Genomic DNA, 18,793 nt, shown 5'->3' on the forward strand with positions numbered 1-18,793 from the left:
AACACCATTTGACAAACTTCCGAAATAGAAAAACTAGGCGCTGTATGTGCCACGCGCCTAGTTTTTGGGTTACTTCTGTTCAATTATTGAGGACGCGCTAACAGCAAAGTTCGTCATTTGGAGGAAATGCTGATCGATTCGACTATCATTTTATCGAGAAATGATGATGACTCATTTACTGCTTGTTCTCAAGTTCTTTGATCCGCTTAAACATGCGAATCATGTAGCGTGTTTCATCAATGAGCAACATGGTTGTCATCAACGTATCTTGACCATGAACCATGATAAAGGTGACATCCATTTCAGCACCGCCAGCTTCTTGACTTAGAAGCTGGGTCTGTTGGTTGTGGGCTTCATTGATATCCTGTTGGGCCTTCTCAACCAATTCGTTTGCCTTATCGAAATCGCCTGCTTCAGCGGCATCAAGTGCATGCACAGCGGCCGTTCGAGCATCGCCTGCATACGCCACAAGTGCAAAACCAACCATTGAAATTTCTTCTTTAGTAGCCATCATTTTCCCTCCGATTCAATCCTTGCTGTCTAAATAGCCAAAAACTTTTTAATCCGGAATGATGTGGGTCTCACTCACAGACTTAAACCACTCGGCACTTTGTTTGATATAACGATTTTGTGTTGGAAAATCAACGAAGAACAGACCATATCGTTTACTGTAACCGTTTGTCCAAGAAAACTGATCTTGAAGTGACCAGATGAAGTAACCTTTGACATTTGCGCCATCATGGATAGCATCAGCCATTGCGGACAGATATTTCTTTACATAATCAATCCGTTTTGGATCTTCAATCACGGTGTCAGGGGTCGCATTTTCTGGCAAGCTTTCTTTAAGACCAATACCATTTTCTGTCACGTAGGTCACTGGCACCAACGGATAGTCATTATGAATCCGCATCAGTATGTCATACATTCCTCGTGGATAAATCGACCAATCCCAATCTGTCGTCTCAATGCCATCTGGGAGTTTTTCCTCGCCAACGCCTTGCAGCCGCGCGACCGAAGAGCCTTTGGTGCCGTCGCCATTATGAATGGTCTCTGATTTGCCATGATAGGCACGCAACCACTTGCTGAAATAATTATTGACCCCAACAAAGTCTAACTGATGGGCCGCTTCATCAATAGCCTTCATTTCCTGCGGTGTCGATTGAAACATCGGTTGATGATTGGCATCCAGAATTTCCTTCACGAGCGCCAAAGTTTCTTGGTGATATTCGCCAGCTAATGTGCCATCCAGATACAATCGATTTTCCAAAGCGTCCTGCAACTCGGCGGCATGGTGATCCACAGCGCTATCACTGTAGGGATAAACAGTTTGCAACGCATGAACAATTCCAATTTGGCCACCTAATTGCATTGACTTATATAGATTAACGATACGGGCATGCGCCACCATTTGATTGTGTTCAGCTTGGAACGTCTTATCAAAACGTCCAGACTCGGCAGGCGGGAATGTCCCGCTTGTATATTGTTGAACGGCCATTGAGGTCGGTTCATTAATGGTGATCCAATACTTCACTTCGGAAAATTCTTCAAAGCAAAACTTCGCATAAGCCACAAAGTCGTCCAACATCTCTTGACTCAACCAATCACCGGCTTCGTGCAAGCGTTCGGGCGTATCAAAATGATGTAGCGTAACAAACGGTTCGATATGATGGGCGGCACAATCAGCGAAGAGCTTGTGGTAAAAAGCAACCCCGCGTGGCTCAACTTCCCCGGCACCATCCGGAAAAATTCGCGACCAGGCAATTGACACCCGAATCACTTGATGGCCGTATTTTTCCGCTAATGCCAAATCTTCATCATAACGATGATAAAAATCCGCTGCCGGGTCGGGCTTGAACCGCCCCTGTTTATCCAGAAAATCGTCCCAAAGCACGCGACCTTTACCGTCTTCCTTGGTGGCTCCTTCGACTTGATAGGCGGCGGTTGCCCCGCCCATTACAAAATCTTGAGGTAGCTGTTTACTCATTGCTTAATAACCTCCTGTTAAGTGTCTCAAAGATTGGATTCAACAAAATCAAGTGCCTTGTCACCATTGTTGGTTAATTCAATGTATTGCCGACCAGTTGTTGTGACCAGCTTGACGCCATACTTATCGGTGATCTTTTTTAAATTACCTTTCATGCTTTCCATTTGCGGTGCAAGGATGACCATGTTCATATCTTTGATCAAATCCATATCCTGTCCATAAGCGCGGGCGGCGGCCGAGAGCTTTAAACCGCGTTCCTTAGACAGTTTGTTTAGCGCGTTGGCAAGAATACCGCTTGTTCCACCACCAGCACACAACACTAAAACATTAACTTCATTTTGTTTGAAATAGGCTTCGCCGTGGGCAGATGGGGCTGTTTCAGGCAACACATGGGTCGCATCGTCGTCTGTGGCAGTCGCAACAGTCAAACCAGTCGGGATAGAAGGTGACACTGTGTCACTCGCCTGAACAGCCATGCCGTCGTCTTCAATGACCTCTTCCTTAGCTTTTTCTTCAGCTAAGAGTGTGCTGTCATAAACGCGAATGAATGGGAAGTATATCGCAACGTCCAGAACCAACGTCAGTAGAACAAAGGCGAAAGCCAACGGGGCAAACCCAGTCGAAATCAAAATCCCAATCGGTCCCGGAACTGTCCATGGCATGGTGTACATCATACTGTTCATGCCAAGTACACTCACAAAGAATTTGAATAAGCAAACGTTCACGATCGGGGTTGCTAAGAACGGAATGAAGAAAATGGGATTCATGATAATCGGCATTCCAAACAAAACAGGTTCATTGACCCCGAAAGTGCATGGCACAAAGGAAACCTTACCAACGGCTTTTAATTGCGCTGATCGGGCCGCAAACAGCATGATGAAAGGTACCACCAATGTTGCTCCGGTTCCACCAAAATTCATGACGTAGTCCATCGTGTTCATGGCCAAAACGTGCGAGACATGTTGCCCTGCCTGATATTGCTGCAAGTTAGCTGCTGTATTCGCAATCATAATCGGGACAACAGCCGGCTGAACAATTGATGGGCCTTGGACACCACAGAACCAGAAGAAAGCCATCGCGCCAGCAATCAGGGCTAAGCCTAGATAAGAATCGCTGGCTTGGAAAAGCGGCGAAAGTACTTGAATGATCCAGCGTGGCAATACAGTACCCGTTGCCGCTTTGAAGCCAACACCGAAAAGCCAGAAGGCTGTCACAGAAAGGCCCATCGGGATAAGGTCTTTAAATGACTGGGCGATATTACCGGGTACCTGCGCTGGTAATTTAATCGTGACATTGTTCTTAATACAGACGTAGTAAATATTTGGCACGATCAACCCAACGATATAAGCGCAGATCAATCCCTGAGTCCCCATGTAAGTCAGGTCAACACCGGTTTTAAGCGGCAAGATCGACAAAATGACAAAAGAAATTTCAGACGCCACAATGACGGCCACTGGATTAATTTGATTTGTTTTCGGTAATTCAAGGTTCTTGCTGTCAGTCAAGTTTTTACCAGTCGTTCCCGCCACAAACAGTGCCAGCAAGCCCATGGAATAGTTATAAGCAACCATCAACGTATTCGTTACGTTGTCTGGCCAGTAAAACCCCCAAGCGTTCGGAACATAAGCAACCATCATAAAGATACTTGAGAAGATGATGATCGGCATACATGCGATAAAGCCATCACGAATCGCGGAAATATATTTGTTAGCAGCGATGGCTTCAAAAATTGGTTTTAATTTATCAAAAACCTTATTCATGAGTCTTTTCCTCCTGAGCGCTTGGAAGCCAAAGCATAAGCGTGCTTGAAGCAAACTGGCCCAATCTTTGGTAGATTGCTTCAAAGCCCTTATGTGTAGGCTTCTACGACTGCGAGCGCGTTATAATGAATCGTTTTGTGAATGATTCTGGGCTGGTGCTTCGTTTATCAATCGCTGAATGTGGATGATGAAGTAAAGTCGTTCGTCCTCACTCATACTGCGATAGAGTTGATCCTTAATTTCATCGAAAATTTCTGAGGCAATCTTGTAAGACTGCGGATAGTTTTGCTTAAGTTCAGTGGCAACCTCAGGGACAATGGTAACGGCATCTGTATCAACACGCTGCAGTCGGTCGATGAGATACTGGAGATGAATCATAAATCGGTCATAGTAGTTGCCATTTGAATGAGAGCGAGTAATGTGATGACGCTTCAACACTTCTTGTACAAGTTGACTAAGTGAGGCTTCATTGCTTTTACCAAAAACCTGCTCGCCATCGTCTTCGCCGGAAGCGTTGATAAAGTGCAACGCCAGATTTTTTATTTCCGACTGTGGAAACTGAACGCCAAGGTTCGTGGCAATGATTTGCAGTGCCTGTTTAGCCACCGCATATTCGGCCGGATATTGAATATGAAAATCTGGTACCATTGTTTCTTGATAAGTCCCTGCCTGATAGCGTTTATATGCCTCGTAAATATGATCACTCAAGGTAATGTAGATATAATCAAGCACTTTCAGTCGATATTGTTTCTGGGCAACATCAATAATTTCATAGGTAGTCGTCACCACGTCAATCGGAATATTTTTTAAGAGAAAGTACAAATTTTGTCGGGAAGTCTCGTTCGCTAGATAAAAGATCTTCTCTATCTGCTTTGTCGGAATAACATCTCCTCGCCTCTTCTGAAAAGCGATGCCACGTCCCCTTACAACGGCTTGGCCGCGGTTGTCTAGATCAACCAAGGCCACGTTGTTGTTAAAAATCTGAGCTATTTTTGGCAAGTTGTCATCACCTCCCAGTGCAAAGAAAAACCCACAAATCACGCGCTGCGATCAGCACTGCGATTTGTGGTCTCGCCTAATTAAATAGTCACAATCCACATTGAATATTCCTATCAACAAACAAATTGTACCATATCTGAACAGAATGTAAACGTTTTATTTTATTTTTTGTAGCATCTTTAGTTTGCTGTTCTTTTTTCTTTTTCAACAGTGTCCATCCAGCAAGCCATCGTCAGTTTTTTAGGACAATTATCTGTGTTGCCTTTTGTTCTTTAATGATCAGTGCTAGTCATGTCTCTACAAACGAATCACTTTATTTGACGCCTCCGTTAATTTGACGATAATGATCAAAACGAGCTTCAAGGAGGCAATTACGTCGAACTTAGATTTAACCATCGTTGTGCCAACTTACAATTTAGGTCATTATCTGCCTGAGACATTAAAAAGTATCCAGCAACAAACAATTGATTTTGAACTTTGGCTCATCGACGATGCCTCTACTGATGGTACCGCTCAGACAGTGGCTGATTTTGTTAAAGGTATCCCTAATTTTCACGCGACCGGTTTTAATGACCATCGTGGCATCGGTGCTGCGCGAAACTTTGGCATTGATCATGCCACTGGTCAAGCTGTGGCGTTTGTCGACGGTGACGATTTAATCGCGCCGACCTTTGCCGAAACGTTATCACACGGGTTCACATCGGGTGTTGTGGCCACTGCGGTTGGTTATGATTGGTGGCATCGCAGCCGCGGCGGGCCCAATCGCTTTCAATTGTTGTCACAGCGTGAAATGTTTGATCAAGTCTCACGCCACGGCTCCGAAGTGGGCGGTTATATTTGGAACAAGGCTTTCTCTCGTGATGCTTTAACTGCCGGTAATATTCGCTATGATGAACAATTACGCATTGCTGAGGACTATTACTTCACGGCGGATTTTGTCGCGCATACGCCTGGCAAATATGCTTATAATCCAACCATTTTGTACACGAAGGTTAATCGCCCGAATAGCACGATGCACAATTTTTCTTGGGCTGATCGCCGTCAGGAAGACCAGATTTTTGAGCGGATCCATCGTATGCGCCAGCTCATCCAATAGCAGGTCAGATGATCCTAAGCAAAATACGCGCGGCTGATGAAAACGTTCATCGGCCACGCGTTTTTTTATTCAAGATATCTCATTTGCAGCACAACCTCCATTTCCATCTCATTTACAGAATTTTGATCGGTTTTTTAACTTTTTAAAATAACTAATGATACACATAAGTTTAAAGTTGACAGAATGTCACGAGGTACGGTATAACTATTTCTGGAAACGCTTTCATTGTGTACAATATTGTTTCACAGGGGGTAGTTATTTGTGACAAGTGATCAGAAGTACATTCTGGCGATTGATGAGGGTACCACGAGTACACGGACCATCATCATCGATCACAATGGTCAAAAAGTTGTTGATGCACAGCGGGAATTTCCGCATCCGGGATGGGTCGAGCATAATGCCAATGAAATTTGGAATGCCGCTTTGTCGACCATCGCGACGGCGTTTATTGAATCACAGATTCAGCCACGCCAAATTGTCGGAATCGGGATTACCAATCAACGGGAAACCACGGTTGTATGGGACAAACAGACCGGGTTGCCAATCTACAACGCCATCGTCTGGCAGTCGCGGCAAACTAGCGAGATCGCTGACAAACTTAAGGCAGATGGCCACAGCGATATGATTCATGATTCAACCGGTTTGCTAATTGATTCGTATTTCTCAGCGACTAAGATTCGCTGGATTTTGGATCATGTGCCGGGCGCTACGCGTGATAACTGGCCGATCCCGATAAATCGTGTAGGCTAATTCGAGTGTCACGCCTAATGTGGCATCTCGCAACGTCGCAATCAAAGTTTGGGCTTCATCCTCATCTTCGACATAAGTTTGTGGCAAGCTTCTTTTTGACATTAGTACCCGTCGATGGCACTAATCCTTGGCCCATCACCGGAAAATGTGCCGCACTGTTGATTTCGTTGAAGGTCATCCAGTACTTAACCTTTGAAGCATAACGCGTTAAGATGGTCCGCGCGAAAGTTTCGTAGAATTCAATCAAATACCGGTTCTTCCAGCCACCATACCGTTTGGCCAAGTTCAATGGCAATTCATAATGTGAGATTGTAATCACTGGTTCAATATTATTGGCCAAGCATTCGTCAATCACATCATCATAAAACTTTAATCCGGCTTCGTTAGGTTGCGTTTCATCACCATTTGGAAAAATTCGTGACCATGCAATTGAGAAACGGTAACACTTGAAACCCATTTCGGCAAACAGTGCAATATCTTCTTTGTAATGATGATAGAAATCAATACCTTCATGGTTTGGATAGGTGTACTTATCTGTATCGATCGTCCAGTCAAAATCTGATTGACTAACGATTTTAAATCGGTCTTTGCCACCTGGTAACGCATCCGCAATCGATAAGCCACGCCCACCTTGCACTATCTATGGGTTGTTACGTGATAGTTACCAATTGAAAGAGGTCAGTGCACCTAAGGGATATCAATTAGCAGATACGGTAATCGTAACTTCTACAAATTTTGATTAAAAAGAGGCCGTTATTAAAATTATCGATAAGATTGAGAAAACCTCAGTTTCAGGGACGAAGACTTGGAGAGATAACAACAATCAAGATGGAATCCGTCCAAGTTCAATCACGGTAAACTTATTGGCCAATGGTCAACAAGTTGCAAGCAAGAAAGTTAGTGCCAGTGATAACTGGCAGTACAGTTTCGACAACTTAGCTGCTTATGCTAATGGTCAGAAGATTACCTACACAGTTACGGAAGATGCAGTTGCGGGGTACACCAGTACTGTTGATGGTTACAATATTACTAATACCCATAATCCGACAACGCCTAAGAAGCCCCAGGTTCCTAATAACCCGACAACGCCTAAGGAACCTCAAGTTCCTAATAATGGGAATAAGGTAACACCAAAGGATTTCACTCAAGGTAAAATGTACGATAAAACAAGTAGATTACCTCAAACAGGTGATGGATCATCAATGGGTATGATGTTAATTGGACTAGTGACGTTATTGCTAAGCTTAGGTTTAGTAGTTATAAGTAGATTTACTATTTGATCATGATTGAATGATCGTAAGCACTCCACAACGAACCGGGTTGAATCTTAACCATTGATGGTATCTCAGATCCCTGGGTTCAAACAAAAATAGCGGGCGACCAACGCAGTTTTCTGCGTTAGTCGCCCGCTTTGGTTTCTCTATTAAACACGACACGTGGCCTGAATTTCTGGAGCCCCCGGTAAATAAGCCTCAATATCTGGCGTGTTACGTTGCGTGTAAACCGTTAGTAATGGTTAAAAATACTTAAAGACGTCCAGTTTATTTAATTTTTCCATTTGTACAATACCAAACCAGATCGTATTAGCCTTTGCGCCTGCCGTTGGTTTTGTGAACAGACTTATTCTTTCGCACCAGCGTGGTAGAGTGGATCTGTTGCTCATCGTGGTTATTGTGTAAAGGTAGATCACAATGCTCAAAGATCTGGTAAACCCGGTCCTTTAGATTAAGGGCATTGTTAATCACATTGTGTAATAATTTTAACGGTGATTTCTTGATTGTTTCCTCGATTAACTAGTCGGCTTTGTGTTTCTAGGGCGTTAGCTTTTCACAACCGGGGTCTTAAAAAGATCATTCAAGGCTTCAGACATTGTTGGATGAGTATAGATCATGTCGCGTAATCTTTCGTAAGGTAATTTGGCCTTCATTGCCAATGCAATTAGATTGATGGTTTCATGAGCCTCAGCGGCATACAATGTTGCCCCTAAAATAAGGTGTGTTTTTTGATCAACGATTACCTTATAAAGCCCGCGTTGATCCTCCAAGACACGGGCCTTTGGAATCGCCTTGACTGATAGCTTGAAGGTTTGTAAAGCATAACCTGCACTCTTAGCTTGACGTTCATTTAAGCCGACGTTAGCCAGTGGTGGATTTAGGAACGAAGCAGTCGGTATCACCATTCGATCGGCCGTTGAGCGATCCCCCTTATCAAACAATTGATCTACAATAATACGAAAATCATCCAATGAGACATAAGTGAACATAGGACCGCCATTAACGTCGCCCAAAGCCCAAACGTTTTGTACTGTGGTCCTTAAATGATCATCGACCTGAATAGCACCACGACTGGTTAAAGCAATATCGGTATTTTCTAGCCCTAAACTATTTATATTAGGCCGTCGACCGACTGCAACCAATACCGCATCAAATCCCGCAGTGTTACTTTGATCACCTTGTTGATAATATAATGTAACCTTCTCACCATTATCTTTTACTTGAGTTAGTTGAGTCTCCGGTTTAATCTCGATCCCTGCGTCAGTCAGATCTGCTACGACCTCGGTCGCAATATCAGGATCTTCGCGCTCTAACAATCTGGTATGTTGGTCGAAAATCGTTACATGCGTACCAAAGGAATTAAACATTCCAGCAAATTCAAGGCCAATATAACCGCCACCAATAATTGCTAGTCGTTTCGGTTGTTTCTCCAATTCCATAGCTTCTTTAGACGTAAAAATCCGCTGACCGAATTCTAACCCTGGGATTGATGGCCAATTTGGAACCGCTCCAGTATTAATGAAGATGCGTTCACCTCTCACCTTCTTAGTTGTTCCATCACTCATTACGACTGCCAAAACATAATTGTCGATAAAACGTGCTGACCCATCCCAAATTGTTGCTAGTGGCTCATCAGCCACCATGTGATAGTTTTTGTCTCGCAACTGTCTAGTCATCTCACCACGCTTATTAACTGCCGTAGTAAAGTCTAAGCCACGTTGACCATTTAAAATTAAATTTTTAGATGGTAGGCAGCCAACATTGATGCAAGTCCCTCCATACATTTGTTTTGACCGTTCGATCAGAAGCACGGTCTCATCATGCTGCGCCAAGTACTTAGCTAATGTCTTACCCGCCTTACCAAATCCAATAATAATATTTTTAAATTTATCCATTGTTTTACCCGCCTTTTACTAGTCATTTGTTATTGCACTTATTATAAGTAAGTAAAGCGTCAAAAGCAAGTTATATGCTCAACTACCTATTTATCTGACTTGACTTTATAGTCATCATTTCACCATCTTATTTGTCTTTTACCACAGTTTTCCCTCTAGTAGCTGATTTTATGACCTTCTTTACTTTTATAATCGTACTGTCTGGTAGGGTTTGCGCCCGCTCTTGGACCGCCCTACTGGACGCTTGTTATTTCCCATTGCAGCAGTATTATTAGCCTTGCTTGCTGACCTTGCTAGTGTTGTAGCTTTCCTTTGCTGTCAAGAGCGGTTTTATTGCTCTTGGTTGATTTTTAATTTCCCTGTATAATGGATTGAGCAAGAAGTTTTAAGGGCGGTGGCTGTCTTTTCCCTTGTGAGGTGAGGCCCATGGGAACATGGAATAATCTTCAGGAAGGTTTCACAGTCAATGAGCGTCTTCCAGACACTCTCGTTGATGTTGCTGTTTGGCACGTTTTTAATCGCGCTACTCAGCTATATCGACAAGCACCACAAATAAAAAAGCCGCCCTGCGTAACTTTTGTCGGTTACAGGGCGACAATGTAGTTTTGTAATCTAGGCCACCGCCTTTGAAGCGGCTTGCACGGGAAGTCCTGTTCTAGCGGGGCTTCCTTTTTCTGTCTACATTATAGCATGACTATAATGGACTTTCGACTATTTTTAATCAACTTTCTGCCAGTTTTTAGGGAACGCACGTTTGCATTCTGTGCTACAATACAGGTAAAAGCTAACGGAAGTGATGAAATTGTTTACTGATGATGAACCGCATGGCGTGTTCTTCTTAATTGATAACAAGTCCTTTTATGCTAGTTGCGAGGCCGTTGCCCGGGGACTTAACCCCTTAAAAGTCCCATTAGTGGTCCTTAGTGAAGCTGAAAATACCAATGGTGGACTCATTTTAGCCACGTCACCCGAAGCTAAGCGCTTATTTCATCTTAAAGCCAACGTCTCCCGTAAACGTGACTTACCCAATGACCCCAGGTTGTGGGTCGTGCCACCGCGCATGAACCTTTATATTCAACGTAATTTGCAGATCAATCAGATCTTTCATCAATTTACTACTGAAAAAGAGGTTTGGCCGTATTCAATTGATGAAAGCATTCTTGATATGACCCATACTTGGCGGCTGTTTGGCAATTCCGTTCGCGAAGTGGCACGCTTGATTCAAAAGACAGTTCGGCAAAAGCTAGGCTTGTATACCACCGTGGGAATTGGTGACAATCCGGTGCAAGCTAAATTAGCCTTAGAACCTGTCTAGTATCTTTTAAGAACTATCTTCAGGAAGGCCAATACAACCATTTGAAGACTGCTGTTAAGGGCACGTTCACAGTTTTTCCAAAGTCGCCGACATTTGTCTAGCCAACGCCATGAACGTTCAACGATCCATCGTTGCGGTAACACCGTGAACATATGCAACTCGTTGCGTTTAGCTACCGTCGTCTTAGCATTCAAAATGAGCTTCACCTGATCCGCAAAGTCATTGCCAGTGTAGCCACCATCAACCATGACATGCTGAACCAGCTCTAAATTTTGGCTAGCCAAACTAAACATAGCCAATGCACCTGAACGATCTGATACATTAGCTCGTGTCACGAGAATGGCTTGTGGTAAACCATTAATATCAACCGCCATATGACGCTTAATCCCTGAAATCTTTTTGCCGCCATCGTAGCCACTATTTTTCGTTAAATCAGTGGTTTTAACACTTTGAGCATCAACAATCACAAACGACGTTCGGGCCGATCGGCCCTGTGCAAAGCGATAGGAAGCAACAGTTTTTTTAAAAGCCTTTCTAATAGCGAATCAGCTGTCGGGTCTGGTTTATCTCGCCACATATTGTAATAGCGGTAGACAGTGTGCCATTCCGGGAAATAGTGCGGTAATTCACGCCATTGACACCCTGTAGTAAGCGAGTAAAGGATGGCATTGAATACGTCATAAAGATCATAACGACGCGGTCTTGTATGCTTACGGAAGTTTTCTAAATCAGGTTGTATTAACGCAAATTGCGCTCGAGAAATATTGCTTGGATAATCTGGCATGACAAACTCCTCAGTCGGTTTTCCACAATTCTATCAGATTCAGCAGATACTAGACAGGTTCTAAGATGCAAATGGCAAGCGCTGAATGATCATTGGTTCTTTCATATTAAGTGCGATTTTCTTATGGCTGTGGGCTTTTTTTATCTGGACTGCTTGTTCATTGATCCACCGGGTGCAGTCAGCGTGATGTTCACCCCGAAAATAAATCTTCCCCGTGCTAAAGCCGATGACGGCAAATTTACGTTTTTCGCAAACAGCCGCCATTTTCTCTAAGGTTTGGTCAGAAATACTGTCCTCAGAGTTTAGCAAGCGACGTACAGTCCGATCATTGATCTTGGCTTGTTTGGCAAATTCTGGATTGCTAAGCTTGTTCCTGTCGATATAGACTTGGACTAGTTTACGAACCACTTCACGATTCAATTCGATCACTCTCCATTCAGTTGAAATGAGCCGTTATTGTAGTTAATAGTTACCCCTGATTGCGTATTGAAGACCCAGACATTAGCTTGAAACTGTGATGGATTGTTAATCGACTGCACCAAAACGTGTGTGCCACGCGGTACCAGTTCTTGGCCAACGTACACGGGAATAACCTGATAAGCGACCGCATCGTCTTGGTGTGAGCTAAGATAATTGCGCGTCAGAGTTTCTGTGTAAGCCATACCACCGGGATTTCGTTGGTCATTGGTACCAACATTTTGAGCACGAGTGCCAAGAATCACATTATGAGTCTGCATATCGCCACCTAGCGACCACGCTAACAGGTGGCTTTTATTATACAGATAACCTCGATAACCGTTAAGTTGGACCATTCGGTTATTGTTGCTGCGGCCAAACCATTGTTGCAGGTTTTTGTTATACACGCCATCAGCGTACTCACCGGCAACCTTCGTGGTTTTAGGAAAGGCTGGTCGCTTGCGTACAGAGCTTGCGTGACTGTGCATTATACTGTAGGTCACAATGGCAGAAACACTTTGCGTTCTTCCTAGATCATCCAAGCCTTCAAAGTAAGTTTGAGCGCGTGTGGTTTTCGCTTTCTGGGCGGCAGCTACTGTTTGCTTAAAACCATTTACGAAGATTGGAACGTTTTGATTAAGCGTTGTGTAGTTTTGCGGGTACTTTGTCAGATCAAATGGCAAGTTGGCAAGATCACTGTTTGTCTGCGCAGTCTCAGTAGTGCTCGTTGATGTAGCAGAGGAAGCAGCGGATTTGGTTGTACTTGATTGACTTGTGTTCGATCCTTGAACGGCTGAACAACCACTGATACTAATTGCTAATACTGTACTGAGGGCTAAAAACCATTTTGTTGTTAATTTCATATTGAAGTCCTTTCTGATTCGTCGTGGTGGCCTTGCTGAGCAAATAACGCCCGGTAAGGCTTAGTTTGCGTAGGGGCGGCGGGCCCTAGGCCGACCCGCACGCCCCGGCAACGTCTTGTCGTTTCAGGGTAGGTAACTGGCAAGTTCAGTTTGTACCTAAACCCGATTGGTTGCCAGTTGTCTGCTATCGTGCAAATCATGCAAGACTTATGCATAAAGCTTGTGGCGTGCCGCCACGCGGGCAAGCCCGCAGGAACCTTTCTACTGCCGGTTTTTGCCTTGCTTTGATTCCGCATTCAACCAGCAACAAAGCTGCTAAGGAACAAGTTCCTAAGCAGCTCTAGCAGAAAAAACAAGGGCCGGGCAAAATTTTGTTCCGCAAAGAACACTCCACAAATTTTTGCCACTTTCGCTACGCTCACCCTTGCGTTTTCTGCCGTAGCTGGTGTGCCTGTTACATCAAAGGCGGCTTCAAAAACCGCCGGTAGAAAGGGTGTCAGCAATGGAGAAATTACCATTTTACCTGCCAATGATTGAAGACGATGAGGAGAGTGTTTTTGACAGTTGGCCAAATGGACAAAGAACACACGATAAATTGAGTGAGGGGTTACGTCCTTACATTCAAGAAATTGCTGTTAAAAGTCAAACGACCAGTCAAATTGAGAGAGACCGTTACGGCAACCAACGCCTAGCCTTTTATGCCAACGGGTGCGATACACCTTATTAAGTTACCGAAGACTTACTACTTACGCCTAATCAAACTCACGATGAAAAGAAGCTGTTAGTGACAGCACTGATGCTAGGCGATAGCAAGCTGACGGCGGTTGTATCTGACCAGTTACTAGCTCAACTTTCACCGAAGACCCGCGTATTTGCAAAATATCAGCTCATCAACCAACCAGCACAACAGTTTATGGACGAACACATCAGCATTCAGGTTATCAAATAGGAGGCTACCATGATTGATATTAGAAATACCTACAAACCTAATGTTCTGGAAGCTTGGATAAAGGAAACGAGAGAAGCCGGCAACTACGTGAGTGCTGAACTTGTCCAGTTGCACGACGACCCACAACTAGGTAATGCTCTTGTGCTAGGCTTTCGCTTTGCTAAAACACCACGAGCACTTGCTGATGAAGACATAGCGTTTAGCTTCAGTCACGAAACAACCGGCCCAGTCTTCTGGCGGTTGGTCGGTGTGGCGGAAGCGTACGCTAATGATTTTAATGAAGAACTAGCTTTTGCATAAAGGAGCGTAAGCAATGAAAAAAGGAAAACTGTATCAGGTCAGCATTGACGAAATCGAATATCAACCGCACTTTATTATGGTTTACGCCAGTGAAGACGCTAAGGACAAAGACCTACAGCGGCTCGCAACAAACTTTATTTTGAGTCAAAATCCAGAATTGCCAGAAAGTGCATTAGTCGATAGTGTCATTGTTGAACCAGGTGACCCGAACGAGAAACCAGACGTTGTGGCCGAGGGACTGCATGTCCCAACGCCTGCGTGGGGTGTCAAAATGGGCTTACTGTACGCGCAAGCTGTTCACCATGCTACCTACGATGACGATGAGTTTGATGAGGTGGCTTACGTTCGGGGCGAAACAAAGGCGAAACGATTTGAAACCGAGGCCGCCGCAAAAGAATTTGCTAAATGGCTCAACCCGAATTGTGAAGCTGTTCCACTGGAAGAAGGTGACGACCATGATTGACCAACAACAAGCACAAGTCGCATGGAGTGAAGTCATTGAGGAACTGGACAGCGATACCTTTAATCGCTTGCGTCACGCGTTAGAACTCGTTGATGCTTATATTCGGCAAGGAACAGAAATCGAAAGAGGTCTTTAACCGTGAAAACTGCCTACGACGAAGTTGTGAAACAGCCATGTGACAAACTCGCCCAGACCATGCAGGACATGACTTATTGTTACAACGAGACTGTGGTACCTAAGAAACACTACAAGAAACTTCTGACGAAGCAACTTGAAGAGGTCGTGGCTGACAGCGTGGCTGTGAATATGGTCAATGCCTACTACAAAACACTTGCTGAATTCAACAAAGGTAATCGAGAGTGGTTCGTACTTGCTATGTTGTGCATTGAATTAGGAGTTAAGCCTGACAAAGACAGTGCGCAGGAATTAAGCGCCCTGCAGATGATTTCTAGCAACATTACTGGTAACCAAGCACCGCTACTCAATCCAGACATCAAGAATGCCTTTGAAGGTGCTATCAAGGCTTAAAGAGTGCAAGCACAATCTAGTCAGATTGCGCTTTTTCTGTTATAATGAGAATACAAACAGGGAGTACCCCGTGAGAGTGCTCCCCTAGCAGAGCCGTTTAAGACGGCGGCAACTATTGGGCTAAATAACCGTCAACCTGCCAAAGTTGAGACGGTTATTTTTTTTGCTGATTTTTAATCAGCTCAACAACTAACGCTAACAGGGCTACGACAAACGTGCCGAACCCTAGCATAAGCTGTAAAGCGTCCGAAATGGGCACAAGGCTTCTCCTTTCGTTGGTATCGTGGTACATTGGTTTTTACACCATAAGCACTACCTCCAATCTACGGAAGTCGCCACCGCCTTTAACTTTTCTGCTATGTTTAGTATAGCATATAATTGGCTTTGTTCCTAGAGGCGCAAGGCATACAGCAGTCTTGCTACCGCAAAAAAAGCCTCTTCGGCCAAGGCCGAGAAGCGTGGGGCGCCTGCCCCGCCCACGCGCTTCGGGCATCTGCCTGCCGCGAGGATTCAATCCGACCTTGGCAACATGATGCAACGGAACGGCAAACCCAGCCGTTCTCGTTGCCAGCTCGACTGAAACCCAGCAGGTAGGGCATTACATACTTTGTTCTAGTCCTGCTGCACGTTGCTTTTTATGCTGCTGGGGTTTAACCGGCTGAGTTTGATGATATTTCTGTTCATCTTCTTTGTCTACAGCGTTGTAGCCATACTGCTTAATGAGATAGGCGCACTGCTGTGGATCGTTAGCTTCAAAGTAGCCCACAACTTTATCTGGTTGTTTGCGATCAACTAGCGAGAATTGATCTTGGCCGTTGGCAATTAGTTTGGCAGTTTTTCCATCCTGACGACGATAGGTCTTTTCTAACTGCTGATTGATCGGTTCTTGGTGCTGAGCCAACTTGGCTAGCTCATTCCAATCTTTAGCAATTTTAGTCACCGGCAAAATGCCATTGTCAGCCTGGTAACGTGTGTTGTAGTAAGAAGATTTTGCTGCTAAATGTTTGCGGTCATGATCCTCAATACCAGGATTTAGTTTCTTCGTAATGGCGTCCCAATCAGGCTCGTTATCACTGGTGCGGTTAGCTTTGATGAATTTTGCCGCGGTTAGTAAAGCCTCATCTGAATTAAAGTTAGTTTTTCCAGGGTTGGGATCGATCAGCACGCTGCCTTTGGCAATGGCTTGTGGTAGCGGAAAAGATTGCTGGTAGTTCGTTGAAAGATTGGTTGTTGCTTTAACTGCTGCTGCCAACTCACGCCAGTCAATGCCCGCTTGATCTGCAGCTTGTTTCAAGCCTTGGTAAGTTGTCTGAGTGATCGCATTATCCTGTGGAAAGAGCGGCTTAAAGGTAGTTACCTCAGCCTCGGTATTAGCTAAGATGGAGTCTTGTAGCTTGTCATAAAGCTGATGACCAGCTGGGTCATTGTCGGAGCCAACATAAATAGTGGCTGGTAATTGCCCTTTTGTTTTATACATATTGACCGCCATATTCACGACACTTTCAACTTTGGTACCATCAACTGAGGCAATCATGCAATTCGTTAGCTCTGGGTGTTGTGTCCAGTAACTCAACGCGTCAATTGGTGACTCAAAGACATACAGGTCTTGAGGTTTCCCCAAACTAAAATTGAAACCAAAATCAGATTGCGAGTTTGCGGCGATCTTTTTTTGCGTGCCACGTTTACCGTATTGTTTAAAATCAATTTCAGTGCCTTGAATACTTGCGCCAACGGCCTTGCCATTTCGCGCCCATTGAAAGATCAGATTGTTTTGTGAGTCCTGAAAAATGAGTCCCTTTTGGTACAGGCGGTCAACTAGATGAGGATTAATCCCTCTGGCGATGGTGAGGTAATCCCGCGCACGATCAAAGCTATCAGCTCGTTTCAAGTAGTTATGATAGGCTGCTTTAGGCGCGTTCTGAATCTTTGTTTCACCGTAGTGACCAGCATTAAGAAGCTTGACAGCTTGATAAAAGCCTTTCTGGTCTAAAAAGGTGGTGGCGAATTCAATCGCACCACCACCTAAATTCTGGGAGTTCCATTTCCATAGATTCTTTTTTGCATCAATAACTAAGGAGTCGTGATCGACACCGCGGTAGTAATCGCGGGAATCCTCCTTGAGATCAATGCCAGCGCTACGCGCAATCTCAACTAAGGACAATTTACGCGCACGATCAATTTCAGATTGCGTCAAACGCTCGCGCTTACCGCTATTGAGGTTTGTTGTTTGTTCCGGAGCATCGTTAAGCGTTGCTTCTGCGGTCTGTGCTTGATCAAAACCTAATGCTTGCGCCGCCTGATCAGATAGCTCGATCGTATGCACACTGGCCTCATTAATCTCTTTGAGGGCTTGTGCCATCACTTTAGGATCTTTCGCCCAAGTGGCCACATATCCTAATGAATAGTCACCAGTGTCGATGCCAATGTTTTGCATGGCAATGTAAGCAACAGATTCGGCTTGCGCTTCTTTCCAAGCGCGTGGTCGATCAGCAAATGCCTGACCAATGCCATGTAACTGACTGTGGCCGTACTCATGGAACAAAGTTTTGAGTTTCATAGCCGCGTCTGTTTCTTGTGGACTAATCACAATTTCTTGTGTGGACGGCCGAAAGAAACCACGAACACCCGGTTCATCAATGGGTGCTTCACTGACCTTAACGTGACCTTCGGTATTGATGGCATCAACGACAGTGTGATATAAACGATCCACATTTTGGTGATCACCTAACCGCTCTTTAATAAAATCTGTTGCGGATAGTAAAGCTTTGCCGTTGGTTTGACTGACATCGAATACTGAGCCGTAGCGATAACCAACAATTGCTCGTTCAGCGGTCGTTTTGTATTTGACCTGTTCCTCTGGCGTGAGCTTCTTAACGATTGGCATGGTGATCTTGATGGCGTGTTCACCCTTACGAATGTGGCGACCTAATTTGTCCCACTGCTTAAATCCGGCTACCCGCGTTGCATTAGGATGCTGCATATTAATCAGGAGCACATTACGAACAGAGTAGCCATGGAAGGCGGCGTTTTGCCGAAGGTATTGCTTAAACTTTTGAGTATCAGCAAGTGCGCTTAATTGTTCTGTGGCTCGCTGCGCCATCTCATGTTCCCAGGCTTTGATCTCAGCTTTAGTCCTCGCCATCTTCACCATCCTCCTCCCATGTGACGTTCTCTTCCGCACCAGGAACCGGTTTGATGATCGGCTCCAAAGCGTATAACGCTCGATACTGATTGTCGGCAACCTGCTGCCAAGCAACCCGTCTCATTTTGGTGGACGTTGGTTGCAAGCTAATAGTTGGATACTCATCTAATCTATCAATGACAGGCAGCTCACTACCGAGCACTTGCATTTCATCTGCATAAATAGCTGGCATCAT

18 protein-coding genes and 7 pseudogenes are annotated in these 18,793 nt (G+C 44.6%); 10 read left to right on the forward strand and 15 right to left on the reverse strand.

Translation table 11 applies throughout. From position 1 onward, the window contains the following. Positions 1-175: 175 nt before the first annotated feature. From LBCZ_RS13595 to lacT, 4 genes are all read right to left on the reverse strand, one after another. Positions 176-511: a PTS lactose/cellobiose transporter subunit IIA gene (locus LBCZ_RS13595; protein ID WP_003589792.1), complete on the reverse strand. Its 336-nt coding sequence runs from the start codon at positions 509-511 to the stop codon at positions 176-178. Positions 512-559: 48 nt separating this feature from the next. Continuing rightward, positions 560-1,984: a 6-phospho-beta-galactosidase gene (lacG, locus tag LBCZ_RS13600; protein ID WP_003589794.1), complete on the reverse strand. Its 1,425-nt coding sequence runs from the start codon at positions 1,982-1,984 to the stop codon at positions 560-562. A gap of 26 nt (positions 1,985-2,010) precedes the next feature. Beyond that, positions 2,011-3,744, reverse strand: coding sequence for a lactose-specific PTS transporter subunit EIIC (locus LBCZ_RS13605; RefSeq protein ID WP_003606259.1), 1,734 nt, complete (start codon positions 3,742-3,744; stop codon positions 2,011-2,013). Positions 3,745-3,864: 120 nt separating this feature from the next. Next, positions 3,865-4,743 carry a transcription antiterminator LacT gene (gene lacT, locus LBCZ_RS13610; RefSeq protein WP_016363857.1) on the reverse strand — a complete coding sequence of 293 codons (879 nt, stop codon included), beginning with the start codon at positions 4,741-4,743 and terminating at the stop codon, positions 3,865-3,867. A gap of 343 nt (positions 4,744-5,086) precedes the next feature. Between lacT and LBCZ_RS13615 the strand changes: the two genes are divergently transcribed. Together LBCZ_RS13615 and LBCZ_RS13620 are read left to right on the forward strand one after the other, a co-directional pair. After that, complete coding sequence (locus tag LBCZ_RS13615) at positions 5,087-5,839, forward strand: glycosyltransferase family 2 protein (protein ID WP_025013533.1); 753 nt, start codon at positions 5,087-5,089, stop codon at positions 5,837-5,839. A 261-nt stretch (positions 5,840-6,100) separates the two neighbouring features. Continuing rightward, positions 6,101-6,547, forward strand: a pseudogene (locus LBCZ_RS13620) (FGGY family carbohydrate kinase); the annotation flags it as partial. On the opposite strand, the pseudogene LBCZ_RS15250 reads toward LBCZ_RS13620, so the two are convergent. Continuing rightward, positions 6,539-6,682: pseudogene (locus LBCZ_RS15250) on the reverse strand (glycoside hydrolase family 36 N-terminal domain-containing protein); the annotation flags it as partial. The pseudogenes LBCZ_RS13620 and LBCZ_RS15250 sit on opposite strands and share 9 nt — an antisense overlap. Then, positions 6,675-7,217: pseudogene (locus LBCZ_RS13625) on the reverse strand (family 1 glycosylhydrolase); the annotation flags it as partial. The pseudogenes LBCZ_RS15250 and LBCZ_RS13625, both read right to left, overlap by 8 nt. A gap of 160 nt (positions 7,218-7,377) precedes the next feature. Here LBCZ_RS13625 and LBCZ_RS16235 point away from each other — a divergent pair. Then, positions 7,378-7,869 (forward strand): annotated as a pseudogene (locus LBCZ_RS16235) (Cna B-type domain-containing protein); the annotation flags it as partial. Between the two features lie 303 nt (positions 7,870-8,172). Here LBCZ_RS16235 and LBCZ_RS16765 read toward each other — a convergent pair. After that, complete coding sequence (locus LBCZ_RS16765) at positions 8,173-8,379, reverse strand: IS66 family transposase (RefSeq protein WP_367810816.1); 207 nt, start codon at positions 8,377-8,379, stop codon at positions 8,173-8,175. 29 nt (positions 8,380-8,408) lie between these two features. Then, the gene (locus LBCZ_RS13635) at positions 8,409-9,758 is read right to left on the reverse strand and encodes an FAD-dependent oxidoreductase (protein WP_025013536.1); all 1,350 of its coding nucleotides are present in this window, start codon (positions 9,756-9,758) and stop codon (positions 8,409-8,411) included. Positions 9,759-10,251: 493 nt separating this feature from the next. Here LBCZ_RS13635 and LBCZ_RS16650 point away from each other — a divergent pair, with 493 nt between their 5' ends. After that, a complete protein-coding gene (locus LBCZ_RS16650; protein ID WP_222843308.1) occupies positions 10,252-10,314 on the forward strand; it encodes a putative holin-like toxin in 63 nt (20 codons plus the stop codon). A gap of 240 nt (positions 10,315-10,554) precedes the next feature. After that, positions 10,555-11,064 (forward strand): annotated as a pseudogene (locus tag LBCZ_RS13640) (Y-family DNA polymerase); the annotation flags it as partial. Between the two features lie 5 nt (positions 11,065-11,069). On the opposite strand, the gene LBCZ_RS15260 reads toward LBCZ_RS13640, so the two are convergent. The 3 genes from LBCZ_RS15260 to LBCZ_RS13655 all read right to left on the reverse strand — a co-directional run bounded on the left by LBCZ_RS15260 (position 11,070) and on the right by LBCZ_RS13655 (position 13,176). Continuing rightward, positions 11,070-11,857, reverse strand: a protein-coding gene (locus tag LBCZ_RS15260) for an IS5 family transposase (protein WP_144340554.1) whose coding sequence is annotated in 2 segments (ribosomal slippage) — positions 11,070-11,590 and positions 11,590-11,857 — 789 coding nt in all. Because the reading frame shifts where the segments join, the coding sequence is not laid out codon by codon here. A 60-nt stretch (positions 11,858-11,917) separates the two neighbouring features. Continuing rightward, positions 11,918-12,277 carry a PH domain-containing protein gene (locus LBCZ_RS13650; RefSeq protein WP_014566853.1) on the reverse strand — a complete coding sequence of 120 codons (360 nt, stop codon included), beginning with the start codon at positions 12,275-12,277 and terminating at the stop codon, positions 11,918-11,920. A gap of 5 nt (positions 12,278-12,282) precedes the next feature. Then, complete coding sequence (locus LBCZ_RS13655) at positions 12,283-13,176, reverse strand: DNA/RNA non-specific endonuclease (protein WP_025013804.1); 894 nt, start codon at positions 13,174-13,176, stop codon at positions 12,283-12,285. Positions 13,177-13,678: 502 nt separating this feature from the next. On the opposite strand from LBCZ_RS13655, the pseudogene LBCZ_RS13665 reads away from it, so the two are divergent. From LBCZ_RS13665 to LBCZ_RS13680, 5 genes and pseudogenes are all read left to right on the forward strand, one after another. Beyond that, a pseudogene (locus LBCZ_RS13665) lies at positions 13,679-14,125 on the forward strand (hypothetical protein). A gap of 9 nt (positions 14,126-14,134) precedes the next feature. Then, a complete protein-coding gene (locus LBCZ_RS13670) occupies positions 14,135-14,425 on the forward strand; it encodes a hypothetical protein (protein WP_003582058.1) in 291 nt (96 codons plus the stop codon). Between the two features lie 13 nt (positions 14,426-14,438). Further along, a complete protein-coding gene (locus LBCZ_RS13675; RefSeq protein WP_025013805.1) occupies positions 14,439-14,888 on the forward strand; it encodes a hypothetical protein in 450 nt (149 codons plus the stop codon). Then, positions 14,881-15,024: a hypothetical protein gene (locus LBCZ_RS16185; RefSeq protein ID WP_003582061.1), complete on the forward strand. Its 144-nt coding sequence runs from the start codon at positions 14,881-14,883 to the stop codon at positions 15,022-15,024. Before LBCZ_RS13675 ends, LBCZ_RS16185 begins: the two co-directional genes overlap by 8 nt. 2 nt (positions 15,025-15,026) lie before the next feature. Beyond that, complete coding sequence (locus LBCZ_RS13680) at positions 15,027-15,416, forward strand: hypothetical protein (RefSeq protein WP_025013806.1); 390 nt, start codon at positions 15,027-15,029, stop codon at positions 15,414-15,416. 154 nt (positions 15,417-15,570) lie between these two features. On the opposite strand, the gene LBCZ_RS16600 is transcribed toward LBCZ_RS13680, so the two are convergent. The 4 genes and pseudogenes from LBCZ_RS16600 to LBCZ_RS13695 all read right to left on the reverse strand — a co-directional run bounded on the left by LBCZ_RS16600 (position 15,571) and on the right by LBCZ_RS13695 (position 18,790). Next, positions 15,571-15,708: a putative holin-like toxin gene (locus LBCZ_RS16600; RefSeq protein ID WP_080769633.1), complete on the reverse strand. Its 138-nt coding sequence runs from the start codon at positions 15,706-15,708 to the stop codon at positions 15,571-15,573. A 98-nt stretch (positions 15,709-15,806) separates the two neighbouring features. After that, positions 15,807-16,015 (reverse strand): annotated as a pseudogene (locus tag LBCZ_RS16655) (hypothetical protein). After that, on the reverse strand, positions 16,015-18,558 hold the full coding sequence (locus tag LBCZ_RS13690; protein WP_039639813.1) for an ArdC-like ssDNA-binding domain-containing protein: 2,544 nt from the start codon (positions 18,556-18,558) through the stop codon (positions 16,015-16,017). Before LBCZ_RS13690 ends, LBCZ_RS16655 begins: the two are co-directional and overlap by 1 nt. Next, positions 18,545-18,790, reverse strand: coding sequence for a hypothetical protein (locus LBCZ_RS13695; protein ID WP_016383854.1), 246 nt, complete (start codon positions 18,788-18,790; stop codon positions 18,545-18,547). Before LBCZ_RS13695 ends, LBCZ_RS13690 begins: the two co-directional genes overlap by 14 nt. Positions 18,791-18,793 lie beyond the last annotated feature (3 nt).

The sequence above is a fragment of the Lacticaseibacillus casei DSM 20011 = JCM 1134 = ATCC 393 genome (assembly GCF_000829055.1).
GTDB lineage: Bacteria > Bacillota > Bacilli > Lactobacillales > Lactobacillaceae > Lacticaseibacillus > Lacticaseibacillus casei.